This is a genomic window from Ruegeria sp. CI5, assembly GCF_056536885.1.
This window is the reverse complement of record NZ_JBQFQN010000001.1, coordinates 77451-102902: the sequence shown is the minus strand read 5'-3', so window position 1 is coordinate 102902 and position 25452 is coordinate 77451. Positions and strand designations below refer to the sequence as shown.

Annotated in this window: 25 protein-coding genes and 1 riboswitch; of the genes, 21 read left to right on the top strand and 4 right to left on the bottom strand. The window is 65.9% G+C overall.

The annotated features are described in order from the left end of the window. The first annotated feature begins 2 nt into the window (after positions 1–2). Genes cobN through cobJ form a run of 5 tightly spaced genes read left to right on the top strand, consistent with a single transcriptional unit; the run spans position 3 to position 6523 of the window. On the top strand, positions 3–3296 hold the full coding sequence (cobN, locus tag ACR0BA_RS00470) for a cobaltochelatase subunit CobN (protein WP_480725970.1): 3294 nt from the start codon (positions 3–5) through the stop codon (positions 3294–3296). Further along, positions 3293–4420, top strand: a complete 1128-nt coding sequence (cobG, locus tag ACR0BA_RS00465; RefSeq protein ID WP_480725968.1) for a precorrin-3B synthase — start codon at positions 3293–3295, stop codon at positions 4418–4420. Before cobN ends, cobG begins: the two co-directional genes overlap by 4 nt. Next, positions 4420–5049: a precorrin-8X methylmutase gene (locus tag ACR0BA_RS00460; RefSeq protein WP_170366531.1), complete on the top strand. Its 630-nt coding sequence runs from the start codon at positions 4420–4422 to the stop codon at positions 5047–5049. Before cobG ends, ACR0BA_RS00460 begins: the two co-directional genes overlap by 1 nt. Then, complete coding sequence (locus ACR0BA_RS00455) at positions 5046–5774, top strand: precorrin-2 C(20)-methyltransferase (RefSeq protein WP_480725966.1); 729 nt, start codon at positions 5046–5048, stop codon at positions 5772–5774. The genes ACR0BA_RS00460 and ACR0BA_RS00455 overlap by 4 nt, the downstream gene beginning before the upstream one ends. Continuing rightward, a complete protein-coding gene (gene cobJ, locus ACR0BA_RS00450) occupies positions 5771–6523 on the top strand; it encodes a precorrin-3B C(17)-methyltransferase (protein ID WP_480725965.1) in 753 nt (250 codons plus the stop codon). The genes ACR0BA_RS00455 and cobJ overlap by 4 nt, the downstream gene beginning before the upstream one ends. Here the strand turns inward: cobJ and ACR0BA_RS00445 are convergent. Then, the gene (locus ACR0BA_RS00445; RefSeq protein ID WP_480725963.1) at positions 6496–7245 is read right to left on the bottom strand and encodes a cobalt-precorrin-6A reductase; all 750 of its coding nucleotides are present in this window, start codon (positions 7243–7245) and stop codon (positions 6496–6498) included. The genes cobJ and ACR0BA_RS00445 overlap by 28 nt on opposite strands. Between ACR0BA_RS00445 and cbiE the strand changes: the two genes are divergently transcribed. From cbiE to ACR0BA_RS00400, 9 genes are all read left to right on the top strand, one after another. Continuing rightward, positions 7244–8443: a precorrin-6y C5,15-methyltransferase (decarboxylating) subunit CbiE gene (gene cbiE / locus ACR0BA_RS00440; RefSeq protein WP_480725962.1), complete on the top strand. Its 1200-nt coding sequence runs from the start codon at positions 7244–7246 to the stop codon at positions 8441–8443. The two genes, ACR0BA_RS00445 and cbiE, sit on opposite strands and share 2 nt — an antisense overlap. Continuing rightward, positions 8440–8808, top strand: coding sequence for a cobalamin biosynthesis protein (locus ACR0BA_RS00435; RefSeq protein WP_480727430.1), 369 nt, complete (start codon positions 8440–8442; stop codon positions 8806–8808). The genes cbiE and ACR0BA_RS00435 overlap by 4 nt, the downstream gene beginning before the upstream one ends. Next, entirely contained in the window at positions 8805–9599 is a 795-nt protein-coding gene (gene cobM / locus ACR0BA_RS00430; protein WP_480725960.1) for a precorrin-4 C(11)-methyltransferase, read from the top strand. The genes ACR0BA_RS00435 and cobM overlap by 4 nt, the downstream gene beginning before the upstream one ends. Beyond that, on the top strand, positions 9592–10908 hold the full coding sequence (locus ACR0BA_RS00425) for a cobyrinic acid a,c-diamide synthase CobB (protein ID WP_480725958.1): 1317 nt from the start codon (positions 9592–9594) through the stop codon (positions 10906–10908). The genes cobM and ACR0BA_RS00425 overlap by 8 nt, the downstream gene beginning before the upstream one ends. Next, complete coding sequence (cobA, locus tag ACR0BA_RS00420) at positions 10905–11633, top strand: uroporphyrinogen-III C-methyltransferase (RefSeq protein WP_480725957.1); 729 nt, start codon at positions 10905–10907, stop codon at positions 11631–11633. The genes ACR0BA_RS00425 and cobA overlap by 4 nt, the downstream gene beginning before the upstream one ends. After that, positions 11626–12369: a precorrin-6A synthase (deacetylating) gene (gene cobF / locus ACR0BA_RS00415; RefSeq protein ID WP_480725955.1), complete on the top strand. Its 744-nt coding sequence runs from the start codon at positions 11626–11628 to the stop codon at positions 12367–12369. Before cobA ends, cobF begins: the two co-directional genes overlap by 8 nt. 43 nt (positions 12370–12412) lie before the next feature. Next, positions 12413–12621: riboswitch (cobalamin riboswitch) on the top strand. 36 nt (positions 12622–12657) lie between these two features. Continuing rightward, entirely contained in the window at positions 12658–12828 is a 171-nt protein-coding gene (locus tag ACR0BA_RS00410) for a CbtB domain-containing protein (RefSeq protein WP_005981986.1), read from the top strand. Positions 12829–12831: 3 nt separating this feature from the next. Beyond that, the gene (locus ACR0BA_RS00405; protein WP_170529106.1) at positions 12832–13530 is read left to right on the top strand and encodes a CbtA family protein; all 699 of its coding nucleotides are present in this window, start codon (positions 12832–12834) and stop codon (positions 13528–13530) included. Positions 13531–13594: 64 nt separating this feature from the next. Next, positions 13595–14089 carry a hypothetical protein gene (locus ACR0BA_RS00400; protein WP_480725953.1) on the top strand — a complete coding sequence of 165 codons (495 nt, stop codon included), beginning with the start codon at positions 13595–13597 and terminating at the stop codon, positions 14087–14089. Here ACR0BA_RS00400 and ACR0BA_RS00395 read toward each other — a convergent pair. Beyond that, entirely contained in the window at positions 14077–14421 is a 345-nt protein-coding gene (locus tag ACR0BA_RS00395) for a DUF1636 family protein (RefSeq protein WP_480725951.1), read from the bottom strand. The genes ACR0BA_RS00400 and ACR0BA_RS00395 overlap by 13 nt on opposite strands. Before the next feature lie 144 nt (positions 14422–14565). Here ACR0BA_RS00395 and ACR0BA_RS00390 point away from each other — a divergent pair, with 144 nt between their 5' ends. The 7 genes from ACR0BA_RS00390 (at position 14566) to mdoH (ending at position 24059) form a co-directional block, all read left to right on the top strand. After that, positions 14566–15027, top strand: a complete 462-nt coding sequence (locus tag ACR0BA_RS00390) for a DUF302 domain-containing protein (protein WP_170366540.1) — start codon at positions 14566–14568, stop codon at positions 15025–15027. Positions 15028–15106: 79 nt separating this feature from the next. After that, on the top strand, positions 15107–16726 hold the full coding sequence (locus tag ACR0BA_RS00385) for a thiamine pyrophosphate-binding protein (RefSeq protein WP_480725949.1): 1620 nt from the start codon (positions 15107–15109) through the stop codon (positions 16724–16726). Further along, positions 16713–17897 (top strand): CaiB/BaiF CoA transferase family protein, encoded by a 1185-nt coding sequence (locus ACR0BA_RS00380; RefSeq protein ID WP_480725948.1) that lies wholly within the window; start codon positions 16713–16715, stop codon positions 17895–17897. Before ACR0BA_RS00385 ends, ACR0BA_RS00380 begins: the two co-directional genes overlap by 14 nt. 180 nt (positions 17898–18077) lie before the next feature. Continuing rightward, on the top strand, positions 18078–19448 hold the full coding sequence (locus ACR0BA_RS00375) for a tetratricopeptide repeat protein (protein ID WP_222456948.1): 1371 nt from the start codon (positions 18078–18080) through the stop codon (positions 19446–19448). Positions 19449–19477: 29 nt separating this feature from the next. Then, positions 19478–20695 (top strand): OpgC family protein, encoded by a 1218-nt coding sequence (locus tag ACR0BA_RS00370; RefSeq protein WP_170455941.1) that lies wholly within the window; start codon positions 19478–19480, stop codon positions 20693–20695. Then, the gene (locus tag ACR0BA_RS00365) at positions 20692–22191 is read left to right on the top strand and encodes an OpgD/OpgG family glucan biosynthesis protein (protein ID WP_480725946.1); all 1500 of its coding nucleotides are present in this window, start codon (positions 20692–20694) and stop codon (positions 22189–22191) included. Before ACR0BA_RS00370 ends, ACR0BA_RS00365 begins: the two co-directional genes overlap by 4 nt. Next, positions 22188–24059: a glucans biosynthesis glucosyltransferase MdoH gene (gene mdoH / locus ACR0BA_RS00360; protein ID WP_480727428.1), complete on the top strand. Its 1872-nt coding sequence runs from the start codon at positions 22188–22190 to the stop codon at positions 24057–24059. Before ACR0BA_RS00365 ends, mdoH begins: the two co-directional genes overlap by 4 nt. Here the strand turns inward: mdoH and ACR0BA_RS00355 are convergent, their stop codons facing one another. Together ACR0BA_RS00355 and ACR0BA_RS00350 are read right to left on the bottom strand one after the other, a co-directional pair. Then, entirely contained in the window at positions 24060–24875 is an 816-nt protein-coding gene (locus ACR0BA_RS00355) for a CE1 family esterase (RefSeq protein WP_480725944.1), read from the bottom strand. Continuing rightward, the gene (locus ACR0BA_RS00350; RefSeq protein ID WP_170402048.1) at positions 24875–25345 is read right to left on the bottom strand and encodes a rhodanese-like domain-containing protein; all 471 of its coding nucleotides are present in this window, start codon (positions 25343–25345) and stop codon (positions 24875–24877) included. Before ACR0BA_RS00350 ends, ACR0BA_RS00355 begins: the two co-directional genes overlap by 1 nt. Positions 25346–25452: the final 107 nt, after the last annotated feature.

Here is a 25452-nt window from a genome sequence, read left to right as displayed (position 1 = left end):
CGATGCACGTCGTCTTCCGCGAAAGCCACGGGCTCGAAGAAACCGAGACCCCGACCGATCTGGGCCAGAGCCCGGCGGATCTGGTGGTGCTGTCCTTTTCGGACAGCGATCTGGGTGCTTTCGCGGCCGGCTGGCATCGCGGCGGCGGGCCCGAGGGGCGGATGCCCTCGTTGCGGCTGGCCAACCTGACGGCGCTGAAGCACCCGTTGTCGGTCGACACCTATGTTGAGCAGACGCTGGAGGGCGCCAAGGGCATCCTGATCCGGCTGATCGGCGGCGTGCCCTATTGGTCCTACGGGTTGCATCAGGTGCTGGCGCTGGCGCAGGCCAAGGGCATCGCGCTGGCGGTGCTGCCCGCCGACGGGCGCGAGGATACGCGGCTGGACGACTATTCCACCCTGCCGGTCTCGACCCTGCGGCGGCTGGCGCATCTGTGCGACACCGGCGGCGAGGTGGCCGCGCAGGCGGCGCTGGCGCAGATGGCGCTGGCGGCGGGACTCTATGCCGGGCCGGTGATGGGGGCCAAGACTCTGCCCGACTGCGGCGCGTGGTGCCCGGATCGCGGCGTGATTGCGCCCGAGGACGCATTCGCGGGCGAAGGCCGGCGCATCATCGTGACGTTCTACCGCGCCTACCTGACCGCGGCCGATACCGCGCCGGTCGCGGCCCTGATCCGAGAAATCCGCGCGCGGGGTCATCAGGCGGTAGGGCTGTTCGCGCCCTCGCTCAAGGCGCCTGCGGCGGCGGAATGGCTGGCCGAGATTATCCCCGAGATGACGCCCTCGGCGATCATCAATGCCACCTCGTTTTCGGGCAAGGGCGCGTCGGGCACATCGCCCTTGGACGTGGCGGGCGTGCCGGTATTTCAGGTCGCGCTGGCCACTTCGCGCCGCAAGGCCTGGGCCGAGGCCGAACGCGGCTTGTCGCCCGCCGATCTGGCCATGCATGTGGTCCTGCCCGAGGTAGACGGGCGTATCACAGCCGGTGTCGCCTCGTTCAAGGAGCCGGGCAAGCGCGACCCGCATCTGGAATATTCCCGTTTCGCCCACCGACCCGAGCCCGACCGGATCACCGCCATCGTCGACCGGGCGATGGCCTGGGTGGACCTGGCCGAGAAACCAAAGGCGCAACAGGTCCCCGCGCTGGTCCTGTCCACCTATCCGGGCAAAGACTGGCAGATGGCCCATGCGGTGGGGCTGGACGCGCTGGCCTCGGCCGAGGCGATCCTGTCCGACCTGCAGGGCGCCGGCTATGACACCGCCCCCGCCGAACCGATTGCCGATACCCTGCTGGACGCCCGGATTTCCTGGCCGGTCTCGGCCTACCGCGCGGCGCTGGCGCAACTGCCCGAGGCGTTGCGCGCCGATCTGGAAACCGTCTGGGGCGCACCCGAGGACGACCCGACCTGTGCCGATGGGGCCTTCCACTTCACCGCGCTTCGGCGCGGCAAGGCGCTGGTGGCGTTACAGCCCGAACGCGGCAGTCCGGAACTGCGCGACGACGAATACCACGACCTGTCGCGCACGCCCCGGCACGGCTACGTAGCCTTCTACCTGTGGCTGCGGCACGGGTTGGGCGCCGATGCGCTGATCCATATCGGCGCCCACGGAACGCTGGAATGGCTGCCGGGCAAATCGGTGGCGCTCTCGGCGGAATGCTGGCCCGAGGCGCTGATCGGCGATCTGCCGGTGATCTATCCGTTCATCGTGAACGACCCGGGCGAGGCCGCGCAGGCCAAGCGCCGGATCGGGGCGGTGACGCTGGGCCACATTCCTCCGCCGATGAAGCAAAGCAGCACGCCCGACCGCATGGTGCGGCTGGAATCGCTGCTGGACGAGTTCTCGAACGCCGACGGGCTGGACCCCAAACGGCGCGACCGGTTGCAGGCCGATATCCGTGATGAGGCGCAGGCCATCGGGCTCGAGGCCGATCTGGGGCTGGATCAGGCCACCAGCACCGCCGAGGCTATCACCCGCATCGACCGCTTCGTCTGTGACATCAAGGAAAGCCAGTTCGGCGACGGGCTGCACGTCTTTGGCCGCGCGCCGCAGGTTGCGGGCAATTTCGATACTGCCGCGTCAGCACAGACCGAACGGCAGGCCCTGCTGGATGCCTTGGCCGGCAAACGGATCGAGGCTGGCCCGTCCGGCTCGCCCTATCGCGGGCGCACCGACGTGCTGCCCACCGGGCGCAACCTGTTCACCACCGATCCGCGCTCCGTCCCGACCCGCGCGGCCTATGCGCAGGGGGTGAAACTGGCCGAAGAACTGGTGCGCCGCCACCTGCAGGAGGAAGGCGACTATCCCAAGGGCCTGATCGTCGATCTGTGGGGCTCGGCCACGATGCGCACGGCGGGCGAGGAATTCGCCATGGCGCTGCACCTACTGGGCGTCAAACCGGTCTGGGATCCGGGGTCAGAGCGCGTCTCGGGCATCGAGGTCTTGCCGATCACCGATCTGGAGCGCCCGCGGCTGGACGTGACCCTGCGCGTCTCAGGCCTGTTCCGCGACGTGTTCCCGACCCTTTCGGCGCTGTTCGGTCAGGCGGTCCGGGCGCTGTCAGAACGCGACGAGGCGCCCGACTGGAACCCCTACGCGGGCCAGCCGCCCGCCGCGCGGGTCTACGGCCCGGCGCCGGGCAGCTATGGGTTGAACATGACCCACCTGTCGGAAACCTACACCGACGAGGCACGCGCGCAGGCCGGTCAGGCCTGGCTGGATGCCAGCGCCTTTGCCTTCGAGGGCGAGCACATTGCCCACGACCCCGACGGGATCACCCAGCGCGTGGCGCAGGCCGACAGTTTCGTGCACCTGCAGGACCTGACCGAGACCGATCTGCTGCTGGCCAATGACTATGCTACGCATGAGGCCGGATTTGCCGCCGCGAAGAAGCTGACAGGCGGGCAGGCGCAGCTGTACCACCTGGACAATACCCGCCCTGAAACGCCCCGCGCCCGCACCCTGCCCGAGGAAATCAGCCGCGTGGTCCATGCGCGCGCCGCCAACCCCGACTGGATCGCCAGTATGCAGCGCCACGGATTCCGCGGCGCGGCCGAGATCGCCGCGACGCTGGATCACATGGCGTCTTTCGCACATCTGTCGGGCAGCGTCGCCCCGCACCTGTTCGACCTCTATCACGATGCCACCCTCGGCAACCCGGAGGTGGACGCCTTTTTGCTGCAGGCCAATCCGCAGGCTCATCAGGCCATGCAGGACCGGTTCCGCGCGCTGTTCGAGGCCGGGCTGTGGAACACCCGCCGCAACTCGATCCGCGCGGATCTGGAGGGGTTGGGATGAGCGCCCCGGTCGTTCAGGGCTGGTGCCCCGGCGCCCACCGCCCGATGATGTCCGGCGACGGGTTGGTGGTGCGGGTGCGCCCGCGTCTGGCCCGGCTGAGCGCCGCGCAGACGCTGGGGCTGTGCGATCTTGCGCTGCGGTTCGGTAACGGCACCATCGACCTGACCAACCGCGCCAACCTGCAACTGCGCGGCGTGGCCGAAGACGATCACCAGCCACTGCTGGCCGAGTTGTCGGCGCTGAGCCTGCTGGATGCCGAACCGGGCATCGAAACCCGGCGCAACATTCTTGTGTCGCCGCTGTATCAGCCGGGCGACCTGACCACGCGTCTGACTCAGGCATTGATCGACCGGCTGGGTGATCTGCCCGCCCTGCCCGCCAAGTTCGGCTTTGCGGTGGATACCGGCGAGGCGCGGCTGCTGGCCGGGGACTCGGCCGATATCCGATTGGAGCGAGGACCTGCGGGCCTGATCCTGCGCGCCGACGGGGCCGAGACCGGCCGCTTGGTGACCGAGGACGCGGCGATCGACTGCGTGATCGATCTGGCCAGGTGGTTCTCCGAGCGCTTCACTTCTGACATCCGCCGCATGGCCCGCCTGATCGCGGTGCAGGCTCTGCCCGACGAATGGCAGGGCCACGCCCCCGGCCCCACGGCACCGGCGATGCACCCCGGCAACAGCGCAATCGGCCCGATCTATGGCGCGGCCTTCGGGCAACTGCCCGCCGCCGAGTTGCGTGCATTGGTCGAGGCCTCGGGCGCCGCCGCCCTGCGCGTCACGCCCTGGCGGCTGTTCTTGCTGGAAGGCGGGGCGGCGATCCCGGCCCCGGCCTTCGTGACCGACGGCGCCGACCCCCTGTTGACCACCGACGCCTGCTCCGGCGCGCCATTCTGCCCGCAGGCGCAGGCTGAGACCCGCGCCATCGCCCGCGCGCTGGCCCCGCGCGTGTCCGGCAGTCTGCATGTCTCGGGCTGCGCCAAGGGCTGCGCACGCATGGGCGCGGCCGATCTGACGCTGGTGGGCCGCGACGGGCGATTTGATCTTGTAAAACACGGCCGCGCGGGGGATGAGCCCGTCCAGCGCGGGCTGGACCCCGAAACACTGAAGACCATGGACCTGACCTGATGCCCTATGAATACGAAACCGACGGCGCGGCGATCTATAAGCAATCCTTCGCCACGATCCGGTCCGAGGCCGATCTGGCCCGCTTTGATCCGGACGAAGAGCAGGTCGCCGTCCGCATGATCCATGCCGCCGGGATGGTCGGGCTGGAAGAATTCATCCATTTCTCGGACGGCTTCGTGCGCACCGCCCGCGCCGCGCTGGAAAACGGCGCGCCGATCCTGTGCGACGCGCGGATGGTGTCCGAAGGCGTCACACGCTTTCGCCTGCCCGCTGACAACCAGGTCATCTGCACCCTGCATGACGAGCGCGTGCGCGCGCTGGCCGAGAAGATGGGCAACACCCGATCCGCCGCCGCGCTGGAACTGTGGCGCCCGCATCTGGAAGGCGCACTGGTCGCCATCGGCAACGCGCCCACGGCACTGTTTCACCTGCTGAACATGCTCGAGGACCCCGACTGCCCCCGCCCCGCCGCGATCATCGGCTGCCCTGTGGGCTTTGTCGGCGCGGTCGAATCCAAGGACGCCCTGTGGGAGGCCCAGCCCGTTCCCAGCTGCATCGTCAAGGGCCGCCTGGGCGGCAGCGCCATCACCGTTGCCGCGATCAACGCCATCGCAAGCCGGGCGGAATGAGCATGGGCACGATCTATGGCGTGGGCCTCGGCCCCGGCGATCCTGATTTGATGAGCGTCCGGGCCGACCGCCTGTTGCGCGGCGCGAAACACGTGGCCTATTTCCGCAAGCCCGGTCGTACCGGGCAGGCGCGCAAGATCGTGAACGGGATAATCCGCGATGATGCGGTCGAGTTTCCCATGGAATACCCGGTCACGACCGAGATCCCGGTCGCCGATCCGCGCTACAATGCGCTGCTGGCCGAGTTCTACGAACGCTGCACCGCGCGCTTGAAAGAGCTGGCCGATCAGGGCGAGGACGTGGTGGTGCTGTGCGAGGGAGACCCGTTCTTCTACGGCTCGTTCATGCATCTCTACAGCCGCCTGCGCGACGTGGTGCCCGTCGAGGTGGTGCCGGCGATCACCGGCATGTCAGGCGCGTGGACGGCCTCGGGCGATCCGATCACCTGGGGCGACGACATCCTCACGGTGCTGATGGGCACTCTGCCCGAAGAGGTTCTGGCCGACCGCATGGCGCGCACCGACGCGCTGGTGGTGATGAAGATCGGCCGCAACATCGACAAGGTGAAGCGTGCGCTAAAAACTGCGGGCCTGTTCGACCGAGCCTGGATCGTGGAATACGCGCAGATGCCCAACCAGACCGTTCGCAAACTGAGCGACGCCTGCACCGAGGTCACGCCCTATTTCTCGATCATCATCGTGCATGGACGGGGGCGGCGGCCATGAGCGGCTGGGTCAAGATCGCCGGGCTTGGCCCCGGAAACGAGGCGCTGGTGACCCCCGAGGTGACCGCCGCCTTGGCCGAGGCGACCGATGTGGTGGGCTATATTCCCTACGTCGCGCGGGTGGCCGAACGGCCGGGCCTGACCCTGCACGCCAGCGACAACCGGGTCGAGATCGACCGCTCGCAGCACGCGCTGCGCATGGCGGCCGAGGACAAGCGGGTGGTCGTGGTCTCGTCGGGCGATCCGGGCGTGTTTGCCATGGCCGCCGCCGTGTTCGAGGCGCTGGAAAACGGCCCCGACGCCTGGCGTAACATCCAGATTGACGTACTACCCGGTATCACCGCCATGCTGGCCGCCGCGGCCCGGGCGGGCGCGCCGCTGGGCCATGATTTCTGCGCCATCAACCTCAGTGACAACCTCAAGCCCTGGGCGGTGATCGAAAAACGCCTGCGGCTGGCCGCGCAGGCCGATTTCGCAATGGCCTTTTACAATCCGCGCTCGAAGTCGCGGCCCGAAGGCTTTGTAAAGACGCTGGAAATCCTGCGGCAGGAATGCGAGCCCGAGCGTCTGATCCTATTCGCCCGCGCCGTATCGCGCCCGGACGAGGCGATCCGCATCGCGACCCTGGCCGAGGCAACGCCCGACATGGCCGACATGCAGACGGTGGTGATCGTCGGCTCGTCGCTGACCCGCGTCATCGAGCGGCCCATCGGCCCCATCGTCTATACGCCAAGGTCCACGCCGGAATGACCCAGCCAGTCCAGAACCTGCGGCACGCTTGTCAGTTCGACCCGGCGGGGCAGCCTGGGCCGGTCGATCATCAGCACCGGGATGCCCAGCGCTCGCGCGGCATCCAGCTTGGCGCGCGCGCCGGTGCCGCCGGCGTTCTTGGACACCACCAGTTCAGTTCGGTGCCGGCGCATCAGCGCTGTGTCGTCTTCAACCGAAAACGGCCCGCGCGACACGACCACGTCGCAATCGGCGAAGGGCAGCGGGCCGGGTTCATCGACCAGCCGCAGAAGATAGTGGTGCTGGGGCTGCGCCGCGAAATCCTCAAGATGCATGCGCCCCACCGCAAGGAACACCCGACGCGGCGGCCCGGCCAGCGCGGCGACGGCGCCGGCGATGTCGGGCACGCGTTGCCACCGGTCACCGGGCGCGGCCGTCCATTCCGGGCGGGTCAACGCGGCCAGCGGCGTCTGCGTCTGCTGGCAGGCGGCGATGGTATTGCGGCTCATCCGCGCGGCAAAGGGATGGGTGGCGTCGATCACATGGGTCACGCCGTTGTCGCGGATGTGACGCGCCAGACCCTCGGCCCCGCCGAAGCCACCCACGCGCGTCGGCAGCGGTTGCGGCCGCGGGTTGTCGACCCGGCCCGCATAGGAATAGGTTGCCGCCACACCCAAATCCGCCACGGCGCGGGCCAATGCGTTGGCCTCGGTCGTGCCGCCAAGGATCAGGAGGTTGGGCATGTCTGAGACTCCGTGGCTGACCATTCTGGGCCTGGGCGAGGATGGACTGGATGGCCTGTCGGCCGCAAGCCGTCAAGAGCTGGAGCGCGCCGAGGTCATCATGGGCCCGCCCCGGCACCTGTCACTAGTTCCCGAAACCGGGGCCGAACGCATCGAATGGCCGGTGCCGTTCGCCGACGGGCTGCCCATCCTGCAGGGCCTGAAGAGCCGGCGCACGGTGGTTCTGGCCTCGGGTGATCCGTTCTGGTTTGGCGCCGGGTCGGTGATCGCGCGCAATTTTGTCCCCGAAGACTGGGTGGCACGGCCGGGGCAGTCGACCTTCTCGCTGGCGGCCGCGCGGTTGGGCTGGCCTCTGGAAAACGTTGCCACCTTCGGCCTGCACGCCGCCCCCCTGACCCGCCTGCGTCCGCATCTGTCGCGCGGCCTGCGCGCCATCGTCCTGCTGCGCGACGGGGCCGCTGTGGCCGAGCTGGCCCGCTATCTGACCGAGACCGGGTTCGGCGATACGACCCTGCACGTGATGGAGGCCCTCGGCGGCCCTCGGGAACGCGCGCGCAGCATGTCCCTGACCGAAGCCCTGCTGGGCGCCTTCGAGCATCCGGTCTGCGTGGCGCTCGAGGTTTCGGGCGACGGGCCTGTGCTGCCGTTGGCCTCGGGCAAACCTGACGAGATCTTCGAGACCGACGGGCAGATCACCAAACGGCCGGTGCGCGCGTTGACCCTGTCGGCGCTGGCGCCTGCGCGGGGCGAGCATCTGTGGGACATCGGCGGCGGCAGCGGCTCGATCGGCATCGAGTGGCTGATGTCCGACCCGACCCTGACTGCCACCACGATCGAGCCGCGCGCCGACCGCGCCGCGCGCATCCGCGCCAATGCCGACGCGCTGGGACAGGATCGGTTGCAGGTCATCCATGGCCGGGCGCCTGACGCGCTGGACGGCCTGCCCTTGCCTGACGTGGTGTTCATCGGCGGTGGGCTGAGCGACGCGCTGCTGGACTGGCTTGCGGCCAACCTGCCCTCGGGCACGCGGCTGGTGGCCAACGCCGTGACGCTGGAAAGCGAAGCGGTGCTGGGCCAATGGCACGCCAAGCTGGGCGGCGACCTGCTGCGGATCGAGCTGGCGCAGGCCAGCGACCTCGGTCCCCGGCGCGGTTGGAAATCGGCCTATCCGGTCGTTCAGTGGAGCGTGACATTATGATCGTGGCCGGGCTTGGATTTTCGTCCACCGCGACCTGCGCCAGCCTGCGGGCCGCGTTCGACCGCGCCACTGCCGGGCAGGCGGTGGACGCGCTGGCCACCGCCGCCGAGAAGGCCGGCCATCCGGCGCTGGCCGAATTTGCCGCCGCCTGCGCCCTGCCCCTGCATTTCGCGGACCCGGCCGATCTGGCCGGGCAACGCACGCTCACCTGCTCGCCCCGCAGCCGCGCCACCCATGGCACCGGCAGCGTGGCCGAAGCTTCCGCCCTCGCCGCCGCCGGACCGGGCGCGCGGCTGCTTTCACCCCGACAGATCTCGGAAGACCGCCTTGCCACCTGCGCGGTCGCTATCGGAGGACAGACATGACCGTTCATTTCATAGGCGCCGGACCGGGCGCCGCCGACCTTCTGACCCTGCGCGGACGCGACATCATCGCCGCTTGCCCGGTGTGCCTGTATGCCGGGTCGCTGGTGCCCGAGGAGATCCTGGCCCACTGCCCCGAAGGCGCCCGGATCGTGAATACCGCGCCGATGGATCTGGATCAGATCATGGCCGAAATTCAAGCCGCCCATGACGCCGGTCAGGACGTGGCCCGGCTGCATTCGGGCGACCTGTCGGTCTGGTCGGCGATGGGCGAACAGATCCGGCGCCTGAAACAGATGGGCATTCCAGTCAGCGTGACCCCCGGCGTTCCGTCCTTTGCCGCCGCGGCAGCCGCTTTGGGCACCGAACTGACCCTGCCCGGGCTGGCGCAATCGGTGGTGCTGACGCGGACGCCGGGGCGCGCCTCGTCCATGCCCGAGGGCGAAACGCTGGAAAACTTCGCCCGCACCGGCGCCACACTGGCCATCCACCTGTCGATCGGCAATCTGGACAAGGTGGTGGCCGACCTGACCCCCGCCTATAGCGCCGATTGCCCGGTGGCCGTGGTGTACCGCGCCAGCTGGCCGGACGAGCGGATCATCCGCGCCACGCTGGGCACGTTGAAGGACTCGCTGGACGAAAGCATCTCGCGCACCGCGCTGATCCTGGTCGGGCCGGCACTGGCCGGTGAAGGCTTCGACGAAAGCTGTCTGTATTCAAAGACCTATGACCGTCGCTATCGTCCGCAAAGCGCCGACAGCCCGTGGTCGAGCTGGAGTCACGGCGATGACTAACCCGCCCGGACTGCTCATTTCGGCCCCATCCTCGGGGACGGGCAAGACGACCGTGATGCTGGGCCTGCTGCGCGCGCTGGCCGAGGACGGGCTGACGGTGCAGCCTTTCAAGAGCGGTCCCGACTACATCGACCCGGCCTTTCACCGGGCGGCGGCGGGGCGGGCCTCGTTCAACCTTGACAGCTGGGCGATGGGCGCGCCGTTGCTGGGCGCGATTGCGGCGCAGGCCAAAGGTGCCGACATCGTGGTGGCCGAAGGGTCGATGGGCCTGTTCGACGGAGTCGCCAAGCCGGGAGAACTGGGCCACGGGTCAAGCGCCGAGACCGCGCTGCGCATGGGCTGGCCGGTGGTTCTGGTGCTGGATGTGGGTGGTCAGGCGCAATCGGCCGCCGCAACGGCGCTGGGGTTCCGGATGTATAACCCCGACCTGCCCTTTGCCGGCGTGATTCTGAACCGCTGCGCCAGCCCGCGCCACGAACGCCTGACCCGTCTGGGGATGGAGCGCGCGGGCCTGCCGGTTCTGGGCGTCCTGCCCCGACGCGGCGACCTGACCCTGCCCGAGCGGCATCTGGGTCTGATCCAGGCGGTCGAGCACCCCGATCTGGAAAGTGCGATTGCCGGCTACGCGGAATTTCTGCGCGCGCATGTGGATCTGGAGGCGATCAAGAGGGCGGTCTCCTCGGGCCCCGCGGGGCCGTCGTCGGCCGCGCTGCCGCGCCCTCCGGCGCAACGGATCGCACTTGCCCGGGACGCGGCGTTTTCCTTTACCTACCCGCATCTTCTCGAAGGCTGGCGCGCGGCCGGGGCCGAGATCCTGCCCTTCTCTCCGCTGGCGGACGAGGCGCCGGCCCCGGATGCCGATCTGGTCTGGTTGCCCGGCGGGTACCCCGAACTACACGCCGGAACCCTGGCAGCGGCAGAGCGGTTCCTGACCGGCTTGCGCAAACATGCCGAAACGCGGCCCGTGCATGGCGAATGCGGCGGCTACATGGCCCTGGGCGAAGGGCTGATCGACAAGGACGGCACCCGTCACCGGATGGCCGGGCTGCTGGGCCTTGTCACTTCGTACGAGAAGCGCAAATTCAACCTGGGCTATCGCCGGGCCGAGTTGCTGGCCGACATGCCTGGGTTCTCGGCCGGGACCGCGCTGCGAGGGCACGAGTTCCACTATTCCTCGATCGTCGAGCAGCCCGATGCGCCCCTGGCGCGGGTTTTTGACGCCGAAGGTGCCGAAGGCCCGCAGACCGGATCGCGCCGCGGACATGTCACCGGTACTTTCTTCCATCTGATCGCAGAGGCCAGCGCATGAGCGGTTTCGTTTCCTTCATCGGGTCCGGCCCCGGCGACCCGGAGTTGTTGACACTCAAGGCCGTGGACCGGCTGCAGAAGGCCGACGCGGTTCTGTTCGACGATCTCAGCAGCGGGCCGATCCTGAGCCATGCGCGCAAGGACGCCGACCTTGTGGGCGTGGGCAAGCGCGCCGGGCGGCCCTCGCCCAAGCAGGACCATGTCAGCCGCCTGCTGGTGGAATACGCCCAGACCGGCCAACGGATCGTGCGGCTGAAGTCGGGCGATGGCGGCCTGTTCGGGCGGCTCGAGGAGGAACTGGTGGCCCTGCGCGCTGCCGGCATCGCGTACGAGATCATACCGGGCATCCCCTCGGCCATTGCCGCCGCCGCGGCGGCGGGCATCCCGCTGACCCGGCGGCTGACCGCGCGGCGCGTGCAGTTCGTCACCGGCCACGATGTCAGCGGGAAGCTTCCCGAGGACTTGAACCTGCCCGCGCTGGCCGACCCGGGTGCGACGACGGTGGTGTTCATGGGCAAGCGCACCTTTCCACTGCTAGCCGGCGCGCTGCACGCGCATGGGCTGCCTCTGGATACCCCCGCGCTGATGGCCGAGTCGGTCTCGACGCCAGAGCAATCGCTGCACCGGTCCACCGTCGGTGCCTTGGCCGAGCGCCTGGGCTCCGAGATCGGTACCGCGCCGGCGCTGATCCTATATGGTCCGCTGGCGGAGAGCGACGATGATTGATCTGGTCTTGATCGGGATCGGCACCGGCAACCCGGACCACGTGACCTTTCAGGGCGCGCAGGCGATCCGCACGGCCGATCTGATCCTGATCCCGCGCAAGGGCGCCAACAAGGCCGATCTGGCCGGGGTGCGCGAGGAAATCATCCGCAAGGTCACCGACACACCGCCCCAAATCGCCTATTTCGACATCCCCGAGCGCCGGTCGCAGGATGGCTACCTGCGCGGCGTGGATGAATGGCACGACTCAATCGCCCTGCGCTGGCATGAGGCGATGGCCCGTCACCCCGAGGCGCGCACCGTCGCCCTGCTGATCTGGGGCGACCCGTCGCTCTATGACAGCTCGCTGCGAATCGCGGCGCGGCTGGACCCGCAGCCGAACACGACGGTGATCCCCGGCATCACGGCGCTGCAGGCGCTGACGGCGGCCCATGCCATGCCGATCAACGAGATCGGCGCGCCCTATCTGGTCACTACAGGCCGACGCATCCGCGACGAGGGCTGGCCCAGCGCTGCGGATACGGTTGCGGTGATGCTCGATGGCGAATGTTCGTTCCAGACTTTGGACATGGCCGATTTTGACATCTGGTGGGGGGCGTACGTGGGTATGCCCGAGCAGATCCTGATCAAAGGTCCGCTGGCGGATGTGGCCGACGAGATTCTCCGCACCCGCGCCGAGGCCCGCGCCCGGCACGGGTGGATCATGGACATCTACATTCTGAAAAAGCGCGGGAATTGATGCGAAAGGTCGCAAATGGCGATTGCGCCACAGCGGCATTCACGTCTAAATGGACGGGTCTGGTCCTGCCGGAGACATCCGGATGCTAAGAGGGAATTTGGTGCGGCCTGCGCGCAGGTCAAATCCAAAGCCGCCCCCGCGACTGTAAGCGGTGAGCCCTGTTCAACCAGCCACTCCCGATCCGTTCGGGGGGAAGGCGAACAGAGGCGCTGACCCGCAAGCCAGGAGACCTGCCAGGCGAACAATGAAACACCGGCCGTCGGGTGCGGCGGCACAGGAGGACAGAAAATGACGACACAAACGCAAACCGCATCAACGGCACGCGCTGGCATTCTTTCGGCAGTGTTCGCGGCAGCCCTGGGCCTGGGGATCATCACCCTGGCCGGTCACGTTCAGGCATCGGCGCTGCATGACGCCGCCCATGACGTGCGCCACGCAACCGGCTTCCCCTGCCACTAAACAATGTTCAGTCGCATTCTGACCAGCGCGTTGTTCGCTGGTGCTGCAGCCGGGTTGATCGTCGCCCTGCTGCAGTTGGTATTCGTGCAGCCTGTGTTGCTGCATGCTGAACTGTATGAATCCGGAGAGTTGGTGCATTTCGGAGCCGAAGCCGTCTCGGCCCATCCCGAACTGCCGGGCATGTTCTCGGACCTGACCCGCGACGGGCTGAGCGTGGTGTTCACCATGCTGACCTATACCGGCTATGCGCTGGTTCTGGTCGCCCTGATGTCGCTGGCCGAAGCCCAGGGCCACCCGGTTGACGGGCGCACGGGCGTGCTGTGGGGCCTTGCCGGTTTCATCGCCTTTCACCTGGCGCCGGGCTTCACCCTGGCCCCCGAGGTTCCGGGCGTTGCCGCAGCCGATGTGTTTGCGCGGCAGATCTGGTGGTGGGCAACCGTCGCGGCTGCTGGTGTGGCCATGTGGCTGGTCGCCTTTGGTGGCAACATCGTCAGCTATCTGGTTGCGGCCGTGCTGTTGATGGCCCCGCACCTGATCGGCGCGCCGGAACCCGACGTGTTCACCGGGCCGGTTCCGACCGAGATCGGGGCCCTGTTCGCAGCACGCGCCTTTGGCGTCGGCCTTGTGGCCTGGGTGCTGCTGGGTTCGTTTGCCGGGTATTTCTGGCAAAGCGAGGGCAAGCGCGTCGAAGCCGCGGCCTGATCCCCAAAATCCCACGACCCGCCGGCGCCCAACCGGCGGGTCATTTGCTTTTCAAGGAAACAAGATGACACGCTCGCTTGCTCTTTTTGCGATCGGTCTGGTCTTTGGCGGGGGTGCCGGGTTCGTGCTGGCTGCAGCCAACGGCGTCACCTTCGACGGCCACGACCATTCCGACCCCGCTCAACATGGCGGCCACCACGTCGAGGCCATGGCCCATGACCATAGCACCGCCATCAACCTGCCCGCCGGACCGGACGCGCCGGGGCTGGAGATCGCCGTCACCCCCGACCCGATGGCGGGTTGGAACCTGCATGTGATGCCAAAAAACTTCCGCTTCTCGCCTGAGAATGCCTCATTGACGGACAAGCCCGGCGAAGGCCATGCGCATGTCTATGTGAACGGCGTCAAGCTGGCGCGGCTTTATGGCAACTGGATGCACATCCCAGACCTGCCCAAGGGCGAAGCCACCATCGAGGTCTCGCTGAACGCCAACAGCCACAGCCCGCTGGCCGTGGATGGGGTGCCTGTCAGCGCGTCCGTCACGGTTCAGGTGGACTGAAACGCGGGGATCCGCGCCCGCAGACACAAGCGAAGCCGCCCGCACGGCCGGGCGTCTTCGATCCAGCCATTCGGACTGTTCAGAATGGTCCGACAGGTCGCCGCAATGTCATCGGCATCTGCAACCGGATCGATCCCTGAAAACACGTAAGACGCCAGGCTTTCCCCCTGCATCGCAACCACGGTCGGCTCGTCGCAGCCGCTGAAACAGGCGTGCTCGGCGATCTCGACCTGCCCGTCCAGTCCCGCAACGCGCAGGGCGTCCGATACGGCCTGACGCTCGGCCAGCAAGTCGCGCTCGCCCGCGCAGCTGCTGCAGATCAAAACACGCATGCCACTCGCCTGCCTTTTCCGTTTCACACTGTCGCTTGTGCGGGTTTCGCACCCCCGGCGCAAGCCCGCCACCCACGATATTGTGACTGTACGCAGCCGGGAATTCGGGAAGACTCGGGTAAACCATGACCTGGAGAGCCCGTGATGAAACATCTTGTGTTTTTTCTCGGCCTGCTGGCGCTTCCCGCGCTGGCGGCCGATATCGAACCCAGGCCGGGTTGGGCCGTCCACCCGACGACCAAGACCCATGACGCGCTGGTGGCCGACACGATCGCGGCGGTCAAGGCAAACGGTCTGATCGTGGTCACGCAGGCCGGGCCGACCAAGGCCGCCGCCGCGCGCGGCATCACCATTCCGGGCAATCGGGTGATCGGGGTCTTCAACAACGACTATGCGGTGCGGATTCTGGAACAATCGGTGCCCGCGATGATCGAGGCGCCGATCCGCCTGTACGTCACGGAAAACGAGGACGGGACCGCGACGCTGTCCTACAAGACGCCCAGCCTAGTCTTTGCCCCCTACACCGGCGGCTCCGACGCCTTGCCCGCGATTGCCGAAGAGTTGGACGCCAAATTCGCCGCCATCGCCGATTTGGCTGTCAAATAGTCACACTGGCGTGATGCGGCTTGCGCCGGCCCGGAACCTCCGCAATCTGCTGCGCAACGGAACTTACGGAGCTTGTTCGATGCAGGACCTGTCCCCCCGCGCTGCGGACCTTCTGGCGCAACGGCTGTACGAGGCCGGGTGCCGCCACGCCTTCGGCATGCCCGGGGGCGAGGTGTTGACCCTGGTCGATGCGCTGGAACAGGCCGGGATCACCTTTCACCTGACCAAGCACGAAAACTCGGCCGGTTTCATGGCCGAGGCGGTGCACCACCGCGACGGCGCGCCGGCGGTTCTGGTGGCGACTCTGGGTCCTGGGGCCATGAACGGCATCAATGTCGTGGCCAACGCGCTGCAGGACCGGGTGCCGATGATCGTGCTGACCGGCTGCGTCGATGCCGACGAGGCGCTGACCTACACCCATCAGGTCATGGATCATGCGCAGGTCTATCGCTCGATCACCAAGGGTACGTTCACCCTGACGGCCAAGGGCGCCGACATCATCGCCGACAAAGCGGTGTCGCTGGCCACGCAGGCGCGACCGGGGCCGGTGCATATCGACGTACCGATCTCGGTCGCCGATACCCGGGTGTCTATCGCCAAGCGCCGACGGCTGACCCGGGCCGCCCGCGTCGCGCCCGAGGGCACATGCCTGGAGAAGGCCCGCCGCTGGGTGGCCGAGGCCGAGCGTCCGCTGGCGATCATCGGGCTGGACGTGCTGTATGACGACTCGCGCAGCGTGGTGCGGGCGTTTCTGGAACATTTCGGCATCCCGTTCGTCACGACCTACAAGGCCAAGGGCGTGGTGCCCGAGGATCACCCGCTGTGCCTGGGGGGCGCGGGGCTGTCGCCCTTGGCCGACACGCAGCTTGTGCCGCTGGTCGAACAGGCCGACCTGATCCTGTGCCTGGGCTATGACCCCATCGAAATGCGCCCCGGCTGGCGCGAGATCTGGGACCCGGACGAGAAACGCGTGATCGACATCTCGGCCGTGGTGAATGACCACTACATGCATCAGGCGGGGCTGAACCTGGTGGCCGATACCGGCGCCACGCTTGAGGCGATCGCCAAGGGCAACCCCGCCCGCCCGACCTGGCCCCAAGGCCAGCCGGCGCAGGCCAAAGCCGCCTTGGCCGCAGCCTTTCCGACCGATGACGACTGGGGCCCCGCCGCCGTGATCGCGGAGGCTCGCGATACCCTGCCCCCCGAAACCTTGGCCACCGCAGACAGCGGCGCGCACCGCATCCTTCTCAGCCAGATGTGGCAGTGCCCGGAGCCGCGCGGCCTGATCCAGTCTTCGGCGCTGTGCACGATGGGCTGCGCCGTTCCGATGGCGATCGGCCTGAAACTGGCCGAACCCGACCGCCCGGTCATCAGCTTTTCCGGCGATGCCGGGTTCCTGATGGTGGCCGGTGAGTTGTCGACCGCCTCGGAAATGGGAGGAAACCCGATCTTTCTGGTCTTTGTCGATGCCAGCCTGGCACTGATCGAACTGAAGCAGCGCCAGCGCCAGATGGGCAACCGGGGCGTCGATTTCGACCGGCATGACTATGCCGCGATGGGCCGGGCGTTCGGCGGCAACGGCCACACCGTGCGCAACCGTGCCGAACTGCGCGCTGCGCTGAAGGCCGCGATGGCCGCCGACACGTTAACCGTGATCGCCGCCGAGATCGACCGCGGAGGCTATGATGGCCGCATCTGACGGGCCGCTGAAGGGCGTCAAGGTTCTGGATTTGTCGCGCATTCTGGCCGGCCCGACCTGCACGCAGCTGCTTGGCGATCTGGGCGCCAGCGTGATCAAGGTGGAAAACCCGGCCACCGGTGGCGACGATACCCGCCAGTGGGGGCCGCCCTATGTCACCGATGCGGATGGCAACCCGACCGATCAGAGCGCCTATTTCATGGCCGCGAACCGCAACAAGAAGTCCGTCGCCATCGATATCGCCACGCCAGAGGGGCAGGCACAGATCCGGCGGCTGGCCTCTCATGCTGACATCCTCATCGAGAATTTCAAACCCGGCGGGCTGGCCAAATACGGGCTGGACCATGAAACCCTCTCGCGGGACTTTCCGGGGCTGATCTACTGTTCGATCTCGGGCTACGGCCAGACCGGCCCGAACGCGGCCAAGCCGGGCTATGACCTGATGGCGCAGGGCTATGGCGGGATCATGTCGCTGACGGGCGAACCGGATGGAGCCCCTATGAAAGTCGGCGTGGGCATCGCCGACGTGATGTGCGGCATGTACGCGACCGTCGGCATTCTGGCGGCGCTGCGCCACCGGGATCAGACCGGCGAAGGCCAGCAGATCGACATCGCACTGGTCGACAGCCAGATCGCATGGCTGATCAACGAGGGTGTGAACTATCTGACCTCGGGCCAGGTTCCACAGCGGCGCGGGAATGGGCACCCCAACATCGTGCCCTATGATGTTTATGAAACCGCCGAAGGACACGTCATTCTGGCCGTGGGAAATGACAGCCAGTTCCGGCGTTTCTGCGGCTTTCTGAAGCTGGGTCACCTGCCCGACGATACGCGGTTCGCCACCAACCCGGCCCGGCTGGAACACCGCGACGCATTGAACGCCGTTCTGCGGCCCGCGCTACAGCGGCTGGAGACCAAGGCCGTCATCGATGGCCTCGAGGCGCTGAAAGTGCCGGTCGGGCCGGTTCAGACGCTGGATCAGGTCTTTGCCTCGGATCAGGTGGCGGCGCGGGGGATGCAAGTGGATATGCCAGCCCGGCCCGGCCCGGTGCGGCTGATCGGGAATCCATTGAAGTTGTCCCGCAGCCCGGTGACCTACCGCTCTGCTCCGCCCGAGTTCGGCGCTGACACGCAAGCGGTTCTGAACGCGGAAAACCCCTTCGAGGATTGAAACACTCTGCCTTTTTCGGCGGCAAGTCGCTGAAACATGTCATTGAATCGGCGATTTTTTTCGCTTTTTGCGAACACAAGCTTTCACCAATTCGAGAGCAGGCCCGATACTGTTACGTCCCGTCTGCACACTCTGCTAAGTCCAAGAGTGTGAGTTTTTGCAACCAGATCGGACCCAAGCATGCAGCAAGATGTTTTCGGACAGATGAACACCCTTACCCACCCGGACAGCGCCGAAGCGTGGAATGGTGTTCTGCTTGGTTTCATGGCTCACGCAGCCGTCACACCTCAGCATCTGGGCAAGGTGCTTGAGCTTGAACCGGGCTTTGCGCTTGGACATGCCATCAAGGGGCTGTTCATGGTTCTGTTGGGGCGCAGGGAAATGATGGAGGTCGCCCATCAGGCCGCCGCCGCCGCAAAGAGTGCGGCCGCTGAGCAGCCGATTTCGGCCCGCGAGACACTGTATCTTGAGGCCCTGGATCACTGGCTGGCAGGCCAGCCCACCCGCGCCGTGCAAACCTTCGAGGCAATTCTGCGAAGCCACCCCGATGACACGCTGGCCATGAAACTCAGCCACGCGACCCGCTTCGTGTTGGGTGACTCCGCAGGGATGCGACGCTCGATCGAACGGGTTCTGCCAGCTTATGCGCCTGATCACCCCGGTCGTGGATACCTGCTTGGGTGCCATTCCTTTGCGTTGGAAGAAACCGGTGCCTATGAAAAGGCCGAGATCGCGGGGCGGCAGGCTCTGTGGATGGTTTCGGACGACGCGTGGGGCCTGCACGCAGTCGCCCACGTGCACGAAATGACGGGCAATGCGCAATCCGGTCTGGACTGGCTGGCCGGGCGCGAGGCTGCCTGGTCCCACTGCAACAACTTCCGCTATCACGTGTGGTGGCACAAGGCGTTGATGCATCTGGATCTGGGTCAGATCGACCAGGTGCTTGATCTGTACGACCACGAAATTCGCCAGGACAAGACAGATGACTATCGCGATATTTCGAATGCGACCTCGCTGTTGTCGCGGCTCGAGCTTGAAGGGGTGGACATTGGCACCCGATGGGAAGAACTGGCCGACCTGAGCGCCGCCCGCACCGAAGACGGCTGTTTGATCTTCGCCGATCTGCATTACCTTCTGGCACTGACTGGTGACAACAGGCCCGACTCGACCGCCAAGTTGCTGGCCCGTATTCACAAGGACTCGCAACAGCCCGCAACCGACACGGCACGTCGCATGGCCGACCCGGGCTTGGCCGCTGCCATTGGCCTCGAGGCATTTGGAAAAGGCGATTATCTTCAAGCCTTCGAGCATCTTGCAAATGCGCGAAATTCGATGCAATTGGCCGGCGGCAGTCACGCCCAGAGGGATGTTTTTGAACGCATTACGATCGATTCCGGCCTGCGTGCCGGACGCCTCGACGATGTCGAGCGCATTTTGGACGACCGCAAGGCCAAACGGTCCGGCACCGAAGACAATTACGCCCTCGCGCGCCGCGCTCTGATCAGTTCGGCCCGCGACCAATCCGGTGTGCAAAGCGTACCGGCTGAATAACAAGACGATCACAAAGGACAGAGAAACGAATGGCGACCGCATCGCCCGCTTCTGATTTTGCACCGGTGGCGGCATCCTCCGCCCCTGCTGCCACAACCCGCGACCCGCGGCTGGATTTCTATCGCGGTATTGCGATGTTCATCATCCTGATCGCGCACATCCCGAACGACCCTTGGGCCAGATGGATCCCGGCCCGTTTCGGATTCTCGGACGCGACTGAAATCTTTGTTTTCTGCTCGGGCATGGCTTCGGCGATCGCCTTTGGCGGCGCGTTCGAACGCAAGGGCTGGTGGATGGGTACCGCCCGGGTCAGCTTCCGCATCTGGCAGGTCTACTGGGCCCATATTTGCCTGTTTTTCTTTGTCGCCATGTCCATGGCAGCACTGGATCTGTCCGGAGCCTTCGACAAAAGCTATGTCTCGGGATTGAACCTGCAGCATTTCTTCAACGACCCGATGCCACAGATGGTGGGGCTGTTCACCCTGACTTATGTGCCGAACTATTTCGACATCCTGCCGATGTACCTGGTCGTTCTGGCAATGATGCCGATGTTCATGGGCCTGTCGCGCCTCAGCATCTGGGCGGTCGGGTTGGTCTCGGTCGCGATCTGGCTGGTGGCGCAGACCGGTATGCTGGCGCTTCCGGCCGAACCGTGGTCGGACCGCCAGTGGTTCTTCAACCCGTTTGGATGGCAGTTGCTGTTTTTCACCGGCTTTGCATTCATGCGAGGCTGGATTCCTGCGCCGCCGGTTTCCAAGACGCTGATCTGGGCCGCGGCATTGTTCCTTGTCCTCTCGGCCCCATTCGGATCGTGGAAAGTGTTCTTGTGGGTCCAGGCGGCCGCACCGGATCTTGCCGAGAACATCCGAAAGGTCTGGCCCCTGACAAGCGAACTGCGCGAAAAAACCGATTTCGGCCTGTTCCGGTACATGCACTTCCTGTCGCTGGCCTACCTGGGATGGGTGGCTGCTGGGCAACATGGGCATCGCCTGATCGCCACCGGCAACACGATGGGCGCGCAGCTGTGGCGGTGGATCCTGAAGCAGATCACCAAAGTGGGCCAGCAGTCCTTGGCGGTTTTTGTATTTTCCATGGCAGCGGCACGACTTATCGGCGTTTTCCTCGACGAATTTGGGCGGGATTTCGCCACCGTTCTGGCCGCAAATCTAATTGGATTTGCATTGATCATCGGCGTGGCTTATCTGGCCGCTTGGTTCAAATCACACCCATGGAAATCGAAGTCATGAAGTTCACGCGTCGTGCATTCCTTGCGTCGACTACGGCGCTGGCCTTCGCCCCGGCCACCTTTGCCACCGGTGGCGAGGTGCCATTCGACCGGGCCGACATCATCGCCCTTGCCCGCGATCTGGCCAGCCGCCCCTACGAGGCGCGCGAAACCGTTCCGCAGGCGTGGCAGGACCTCACTTACGAGCAGTACCGCTCCATCCGTTTCCGGCTGGACCGTGCACTCTGGTACGGGACCGATACGCCGTTCAACGTCGATTTCTTCACCCCCGGCCTCTACTTCCCGCGAACCGTTCAGGTCTCGGCAGTTGAGAACGGGATGACCGCGCCGGTTGCCTTCGACCTTGAGATGTTCGACCGGGCCGAGGATGTCCCCGATCTGCCCGTAGACGAAACGCTGGGTTTTTCGGGTTTCCGGCTGCGCACCGAGATGCATCGCCCTGGCAAAACTGACGAGTTCTGCGTCTTTCAGGGAGCCAGCTATTTCCGTGCCATCGGCCTTCACGAGGTCTACGGCCTGTCAGCCCGTGGTCTTGCACTGAAAACCGGGGATCCCGAGGGCGAAGAATTTCCGGATTTCATCCGATTTTGGCTGGAGCGCCCAAAGCCCGGCCAGCGCAACATGATCGTTCACGCCCTGATGGACAGCCCCAGCGTGACCGGCGCCTACCGGTTCGACATCACGGCCGGCGCCGACTGCATCATGGAGGTGCAGGCAACCTTGTTTGCTCGGGAAGAACTTCCCCATGTCGGGATCGCTCCGGGGACGTCGATGTTCCTGTTCGATCAGACCAATCACAACCGGTTCGACGATTTCCGTCCGGCCGTGCACGACAGCGACGGGCTGATGATCCGAAACGGGGCGGGAGAAGTGATTTGGCGCCCGCTCGCCAATCCCAAGAGATTGCAGGTGTCCTCATTCGTCGACATGAATCCTCGCGGGTTCGGACTGATGCAGCGCAAACGCGCGTTTTCCGACTATGCCGACCTCGAGGCGCAATACCACAAGCGCCCCGGGCTTTGGGTCGAGCCGATGGGCGATTGGGGTAAAGGTACGGTCACTCTGGTCGAAATTCCGGCCGATCAGGAGATCTACGACAACATTGTCGCCTATTGGCGTCCTGCGGAACCGGTCGCTGCCGGTGCTCAGCTCGACTTGTCGTACCGCCTGATCTGGGGCGAGGAACCTCAGCGGACCGCCATGCCGCGGGTGATCAACACCGCAATGGGCGAGAACACTTTCGGCGAAGGACGGCTTGCGGTGATCGACTTCGAAGCCAGCGAGTTGTTCGACGATCCGGACGCCCTCAGCGTGTTCGTGCAGTCGCCTCATGCGGAACCTTCGGACGGGGTTCTGCAACGCAACCCGGATACGGGCGGTTTGCGTCTGGCCTTCTCGTTTCAGCCCGGCGACCGCGACCACGTCGAATTGCGCGCGCAACTGAGGCTGGGTGACGAGCCCGCTTCGGAAGTCTGGATGTACAGATGGACAGCATGAACCCGGACCTGAAGATCATGCCGCCCGAGGCACCGCTGGCAATGCCGGAGCAGGACTTTGGCGCCGGGTTTCGGGACGCCCAAGCGCCTGCGGATGCCTGCCGGTCGTCGGCGGGCCTTTGGCGCGCATTGGCGTTTTCCCCGGCCATGGCCGCCTCGGTTGCTTTGCTGTGGGTCATGGCGGACTGGTTCGACGCCGAAGGGATAAACGTGGTCGAAGCCATCCTGTTGGCATTGATTTCGTTCAATTTCTTCTGGATTTCCTTCACGGTCTGCACCGTCCTTCTGGGCATGGTCTCTCTGGCCCGGCAAGAGCGTCCGGTACGGCAGGGTCGCGCGCAGCCACTGCGGGTTGCTTTGCTGATGCCCGTCTACAACGAAGTGCCGTGGAACGTGTTGGGCAATGCCCGCACGATGCTGGAAGAATTGCGCGCCCGAGGGGGCAAGCATCACTATGCGATGTTCATCCTGTCAGACACCCGCGATCCGGAAATCGCGGCCCAGGAACAGGCCAGCATCGAGGCGCTGCGTACCACGCTCGCCCCGGGGCTTGAGCTGTATTACCGACGCAGAGAACAGAATACGGACCGCAAGGTCGGCAATATTGCTGATTGGGTCAGCCGCTGGGGTGGCGCTTGGGATGCAATGCTGGTTCTGGACGCCGACAGTCTGATGACCGGGCGCGCGATCGCGCGGCTGACCGACGCGCTGGCCCGCGATCCCGGCGCCGGCCTGATCCAAAGCTATCCGCAACTGATCGGTGCCCAGTCCGTCTTTGCACGGATGCAGCAGTTCGCCAATGGTGTATACGGCATCGCATTTGCAGAGGGCCTGTCCCGTTGGTGTGGCCAGGAAGGCAACTATTGGGGCCACAACGCCATCATCCGTACCAAGGCCTTTGCGACCTGTGCGGGTCTGCCCAAGCTGCGCTCGCTCTCGGGCCAGGAACAACTGATCATGAGCCACGACTTCGTCGAGGCCGGGTTGCTGCGCCGCGCCGGTTGGGGCGTTCGCTTTCTGCCGCGCATCCGAGGCTCGTACGAGGAAACACCGCCGACATTGATCGACCACGCCCTACGCGACCGCCGCTGGTGCCAGGGCAACCTGCAGCATCTGCGTCTGCTCGGCTCGACCGGGTTTCGGGCCGTGTCGCGGTTTCATCTGTTCCACGGCGCCGTCGGATACCTGATGTCACCCTTGTGGTTCGCACTGCTGGTCATGTGGGCGTTGATCGGTCAGGGCAAGGATGCTTCGGTGCTGCACTATTTCAGCCCCGACAATCCGATGTTCCCCCAGTGGCCGGAAATGACCGAAACGCGGCATGTTCTGATCATCCTTGTCATGTACGCGATGCTGCTGGCCCCCAAGACTCTGGGTGCACTGGCATTGCCCCTCAGCGGTGTTCGCTATGAAGATTTCGGTGGCCGGACCCGGTTTCTTGCGTCATTCCTGTTCGAGGTCGTGCTGTCGATCCTGTACGCACCGATCCTGATGGTGCAGCAGATGATCGCCGTGTTCCGCACCGTTCTCGGTGTGCAAAAAGGCTGGACCCCGCAGGCACGGGATGGCGGCACTTATGGGCTGCGGACGCTGATCGTGTGTCACGCGCTCGAAACCATCAGCGGCTTCGCGCTGAGCGCGGGTATCCTGGCCGGGTTGGTCTCGGTCTGGTTGGCTCCGATCGCCATCAGCCTGACCTTTGCGGTACCGCTCTCCGCACTCAGCGGCGTATCTGCGGCAGCAGCGCGTCGCATGGTCGGCATGCCCGAGGATTTCCACGAGCCCGCCATCACGCGGGCGGCACGTTCGCATCGCAACGAGTTGAAACGCCTGATCGAGGGCAAAGGAACCATGACCCCGGCGGAATGATCACCCGCCGGGCAACCCTTCGTACCAATCCAGCATCATGTCGGCCCAGCCCCGCGGAACTGTATGACCGCCGGGAAACAGAGCGAACTCCAATGCGCTGCCGTCAGCACAGGCGGTCCACTTGCGGCGCATGAATTGGCCTGTCGTTGAAAACCCGTCCGGACGGTTGTCGGCGCATTCGTTGGCCTGCCGCCAGATTTCAAGCCCGGCGAAGATGTCGCCCTGAAGGAACCGACCGCCGCCCAGTGCGCGCCCCTCCAGCGGCACCACGTTGTCGGTCCAGCCATGTGTGTGGAACAGGCGCACGGGCCCCGCACAACTTTCGGGATGCGGGCGCCAGAAACCTCCTGAGACAGGCACGTAGGCCGAGAATGCCTCGGGATCGGCGCAGGCCAGATAGTTCACCATGAAGCCGCCGGCCGAGAACCCCCCCAGCACCACGCGATGGTCATCGACCTCGAACCGTTGGACCGCATCCGCAACAACCTCCTTCAGGAACGCGGCTTCGTCACGCCCGTCCCACCCCGGATAGAAGTTCCAGCTTTTTTGCCCGTTGCGTTCGGCCCCCTCGGGCGCCATGACCGCGTATCCCCGGGCCAGCAAGGGTTCGACCATGCCGCGGTTTTTCATGGTTCCCTGCGCGCTACCGCCATACCCGTGCAGGAACACGACCAACGGCGGGTTGGAGTCTTCCGGCAGCTCGATGCGATAGCTTCCGGTTTTAGTCTCGCAAACACCCTGATCCTGCCCACACGCGGCCAATGCCGGAGTTGCGGCGGTTGCGATCAACACAGCCAACAGATCCCTGAGCCTCATCACGCCCCCTCCGAATACGCCTGCACCGGCAGCCCGGCCCGCACCCAGCCCGGACCTGCGGCTGACCCCAGCATCCCTTCGGGCACGTCAAGAATGTTGCCGTAGCCCGCCTCGGTCAACCTGTTGCCCAGCCGCGCTGACCGCACACCACGGGCGCAGATCAAGGCAATCGGCCGCCCCTTGTCACCGCCAGACAGGCGATCCAACACATCCAGAAAGTCTTCACGGCGCATGTCCAGCGGTTGGGCGCCCTGCCCGATGCCTGAGGCCCGCCATTCGCGCGGGGTCCGAATGTCGAGCAACAGGATTTCCCCTGCAACAGCCTTTTCGTGCGCCTGAGCGACGGTCAACGTACCGCCAGAAAAGTCTTCGGGGATCAGACGGTATTCACGGATCGCAAAACCCGCGAGAACAGCGGCCGCGCCCCCAAGGAACACGCCTCTGCGGCTGAGCCTGGTTGTGATCGCCAATGTGCACCCTCCGGTTTCTCCAAGCCGGTTTTATCACGGGTCCGCCTCCGACGCTGCGCCGAAAAGCCGGGTACGGATCAAGTTCGCGTCATTTTCGCGCAGGCTTT

Bases quoted from the DNA above. Each gene is read 5' to 3' on its own strand.
- ACR0BA_RS00385 (WP_480725949.1), top strand. From the start codon at position 15,107: ATGCAGGACCTGTCCCCCCGCGCTGCGGACCTTCTGGCGCAACGGCTG.
- cobN (WP_480725970.1), top strand. From the start codon at position 3: ATGCACGTCGTCTTCCGCGAAAGCCACGGGCTCGAAGAAACCGAGACC.
- ACR0BA_RS00370 (WP_170455941.1), top strand. From the start codon at position 19,478: ATGGCGACCGCATCGCCCGCTTCTGATTTTGCACCGGTGGCGGCATCC.
- ACR0BA_RS00400 (WP_480725953.1), top strand. From the start codon at position 13,595: ATGACACGCTCGCTTGCTCTTTTTGCGATCGGTCTGGTCTTTGGCGGG.
- cobJ (WP_480725965.1), top strand. From the start codon at position 5,771: ATGAGCGGCTGGGTCAAGATCGCCGGGCTTGGCCCCGGAAACGAGGCG.
- cobA (WP_480725957.1), top strand. From the start codon at position 10,905: ATGAGCGGTTTCGTTTCCTTCATCGGGTCCGGCCCCGGCGACCCGGAG.
- cobG (WP_480725968.1), top strand. From the start codon at position 3,293: ATGAGCGCCCCGGTCGTTCAGGGCTGGTGCCCCGGCGCCCACCGCCCG.
- ACR0BA_RS00375 (WP_222456948.1), top strand. From the start codon at position 18,078: ATGCAGCAAGATGTTTTCGGACAGATGAACACCCTTACCCACCCGGAC.
- cobM (WP_480725960.1), top strand. From the start codon at position 8,805: ATGACCGTTCATTTCATAGGCGCCGGACCGGGCGCCGCCGACCTTCTG.
- ACR0BA_RS00390 (WP_170366540.1), top strand. From the start codon at position 14,566: ATGAAACATCTTGTGTTTTTTCTCGGCCTGCTGGCGCTTCCCGCGCTG.
- mdoH (WP_480727428.1), top strand. From the start codon at position 22,188: ATGAACCCGGACCTGAAGATCATGCCGCCCGAGGCACCGCTGGCAATG.
- ACR0BA_RS00405 (WP_170529106.1), top strand. From the start codon at position 12,832: ATGTTCAGTCGCATTCTGACCAGCGCGTTGTTCGCTGGTGCTGCAGCC.
- ACR0BA_RS00435 (WP_480727430.1), top strand. From the start codon at position 8,440: ATGATCGTGGCCGGGCTTGGATTTTCGTCCACCGCGACCTGCGCCAGC.
- ACR0BA_RS00355 (WP_480725944.1), bottom strand. From the start codon at position 24,875: ATGAGGCTCAGGGATCTGTTGGCTGTGTTGATCGCAACCGCCGCAACT.
- ACR0BA_RS00395 (WP_480725951.1), bottom strand. From the start codon at position 14,421: ATGCGTGTTTTGATCTGCAGCAGCTGCGCGGGCGAGCGCGACTTGCTG.
- cbiE (WP_480725962.1), top strand. From the start codon at position 7,244: ATGTCTGAGACTCCGTGGCTGACCATTCTGGGCCTGGGCGAGGATGGA.
- ACR0BA_RS00380 (WP_480725948.1), top strand. From the start codon at position 16,713: ATGGCCGCATCTGACGGGCCGCTGAAGGGCGTCAAGGTTCTGGATTTG.
- ACR0BA_RS00460 (WP_170366531.1), top strand. From the start codon at position 4,420: ATGCCCTATGAATACGAAACCGACGGCGCGGCGATCTATAAGCAATCC.
- ACR0BA_RS00455 (WP_480725966.1), top strand. From the start codon at position 5,046: ATGAGCATGGGCACGATCTATGGCGTGGGCCTCGGCCCCGGCGATCCT.
- ACR0BA_RS00365 (WP_480725946.1), top strand. From the start codon at position 20,692: ATGAAGTTCACGCGTCGTGCATTCCTTGCGTCGACTACGGCGCTGGCC.
- ACR0BA_RS00445 (WP_480725963.1), bottom strand. From the start codon at position 7,245: ATGCCCAACCTCCTGATCCTTGGCGGCACGACCGAGGCCAACGCATTG.
- cobF (WP_480725955.1), top strand. From the start codon at position 11,626: ATGATTGATCTGGTCTTGATCGGGATCGGCACCGGCAACCCGGACCAC.
- ACR0BA_RS00425 (WP_480725958.1), top strand. From the start codon at position 9,592: ATGACTAACCCGCCCGGACTGCTCATTTCGGCCCCATCCTCGGGGACG.
- ACR0BA_RS00410 (WP_005981986.1), top strand. From the start codon at position 12,658: ATGACGACACAAACGCAAACCGCATCAACGGCACGCGCTGGCATTCTT.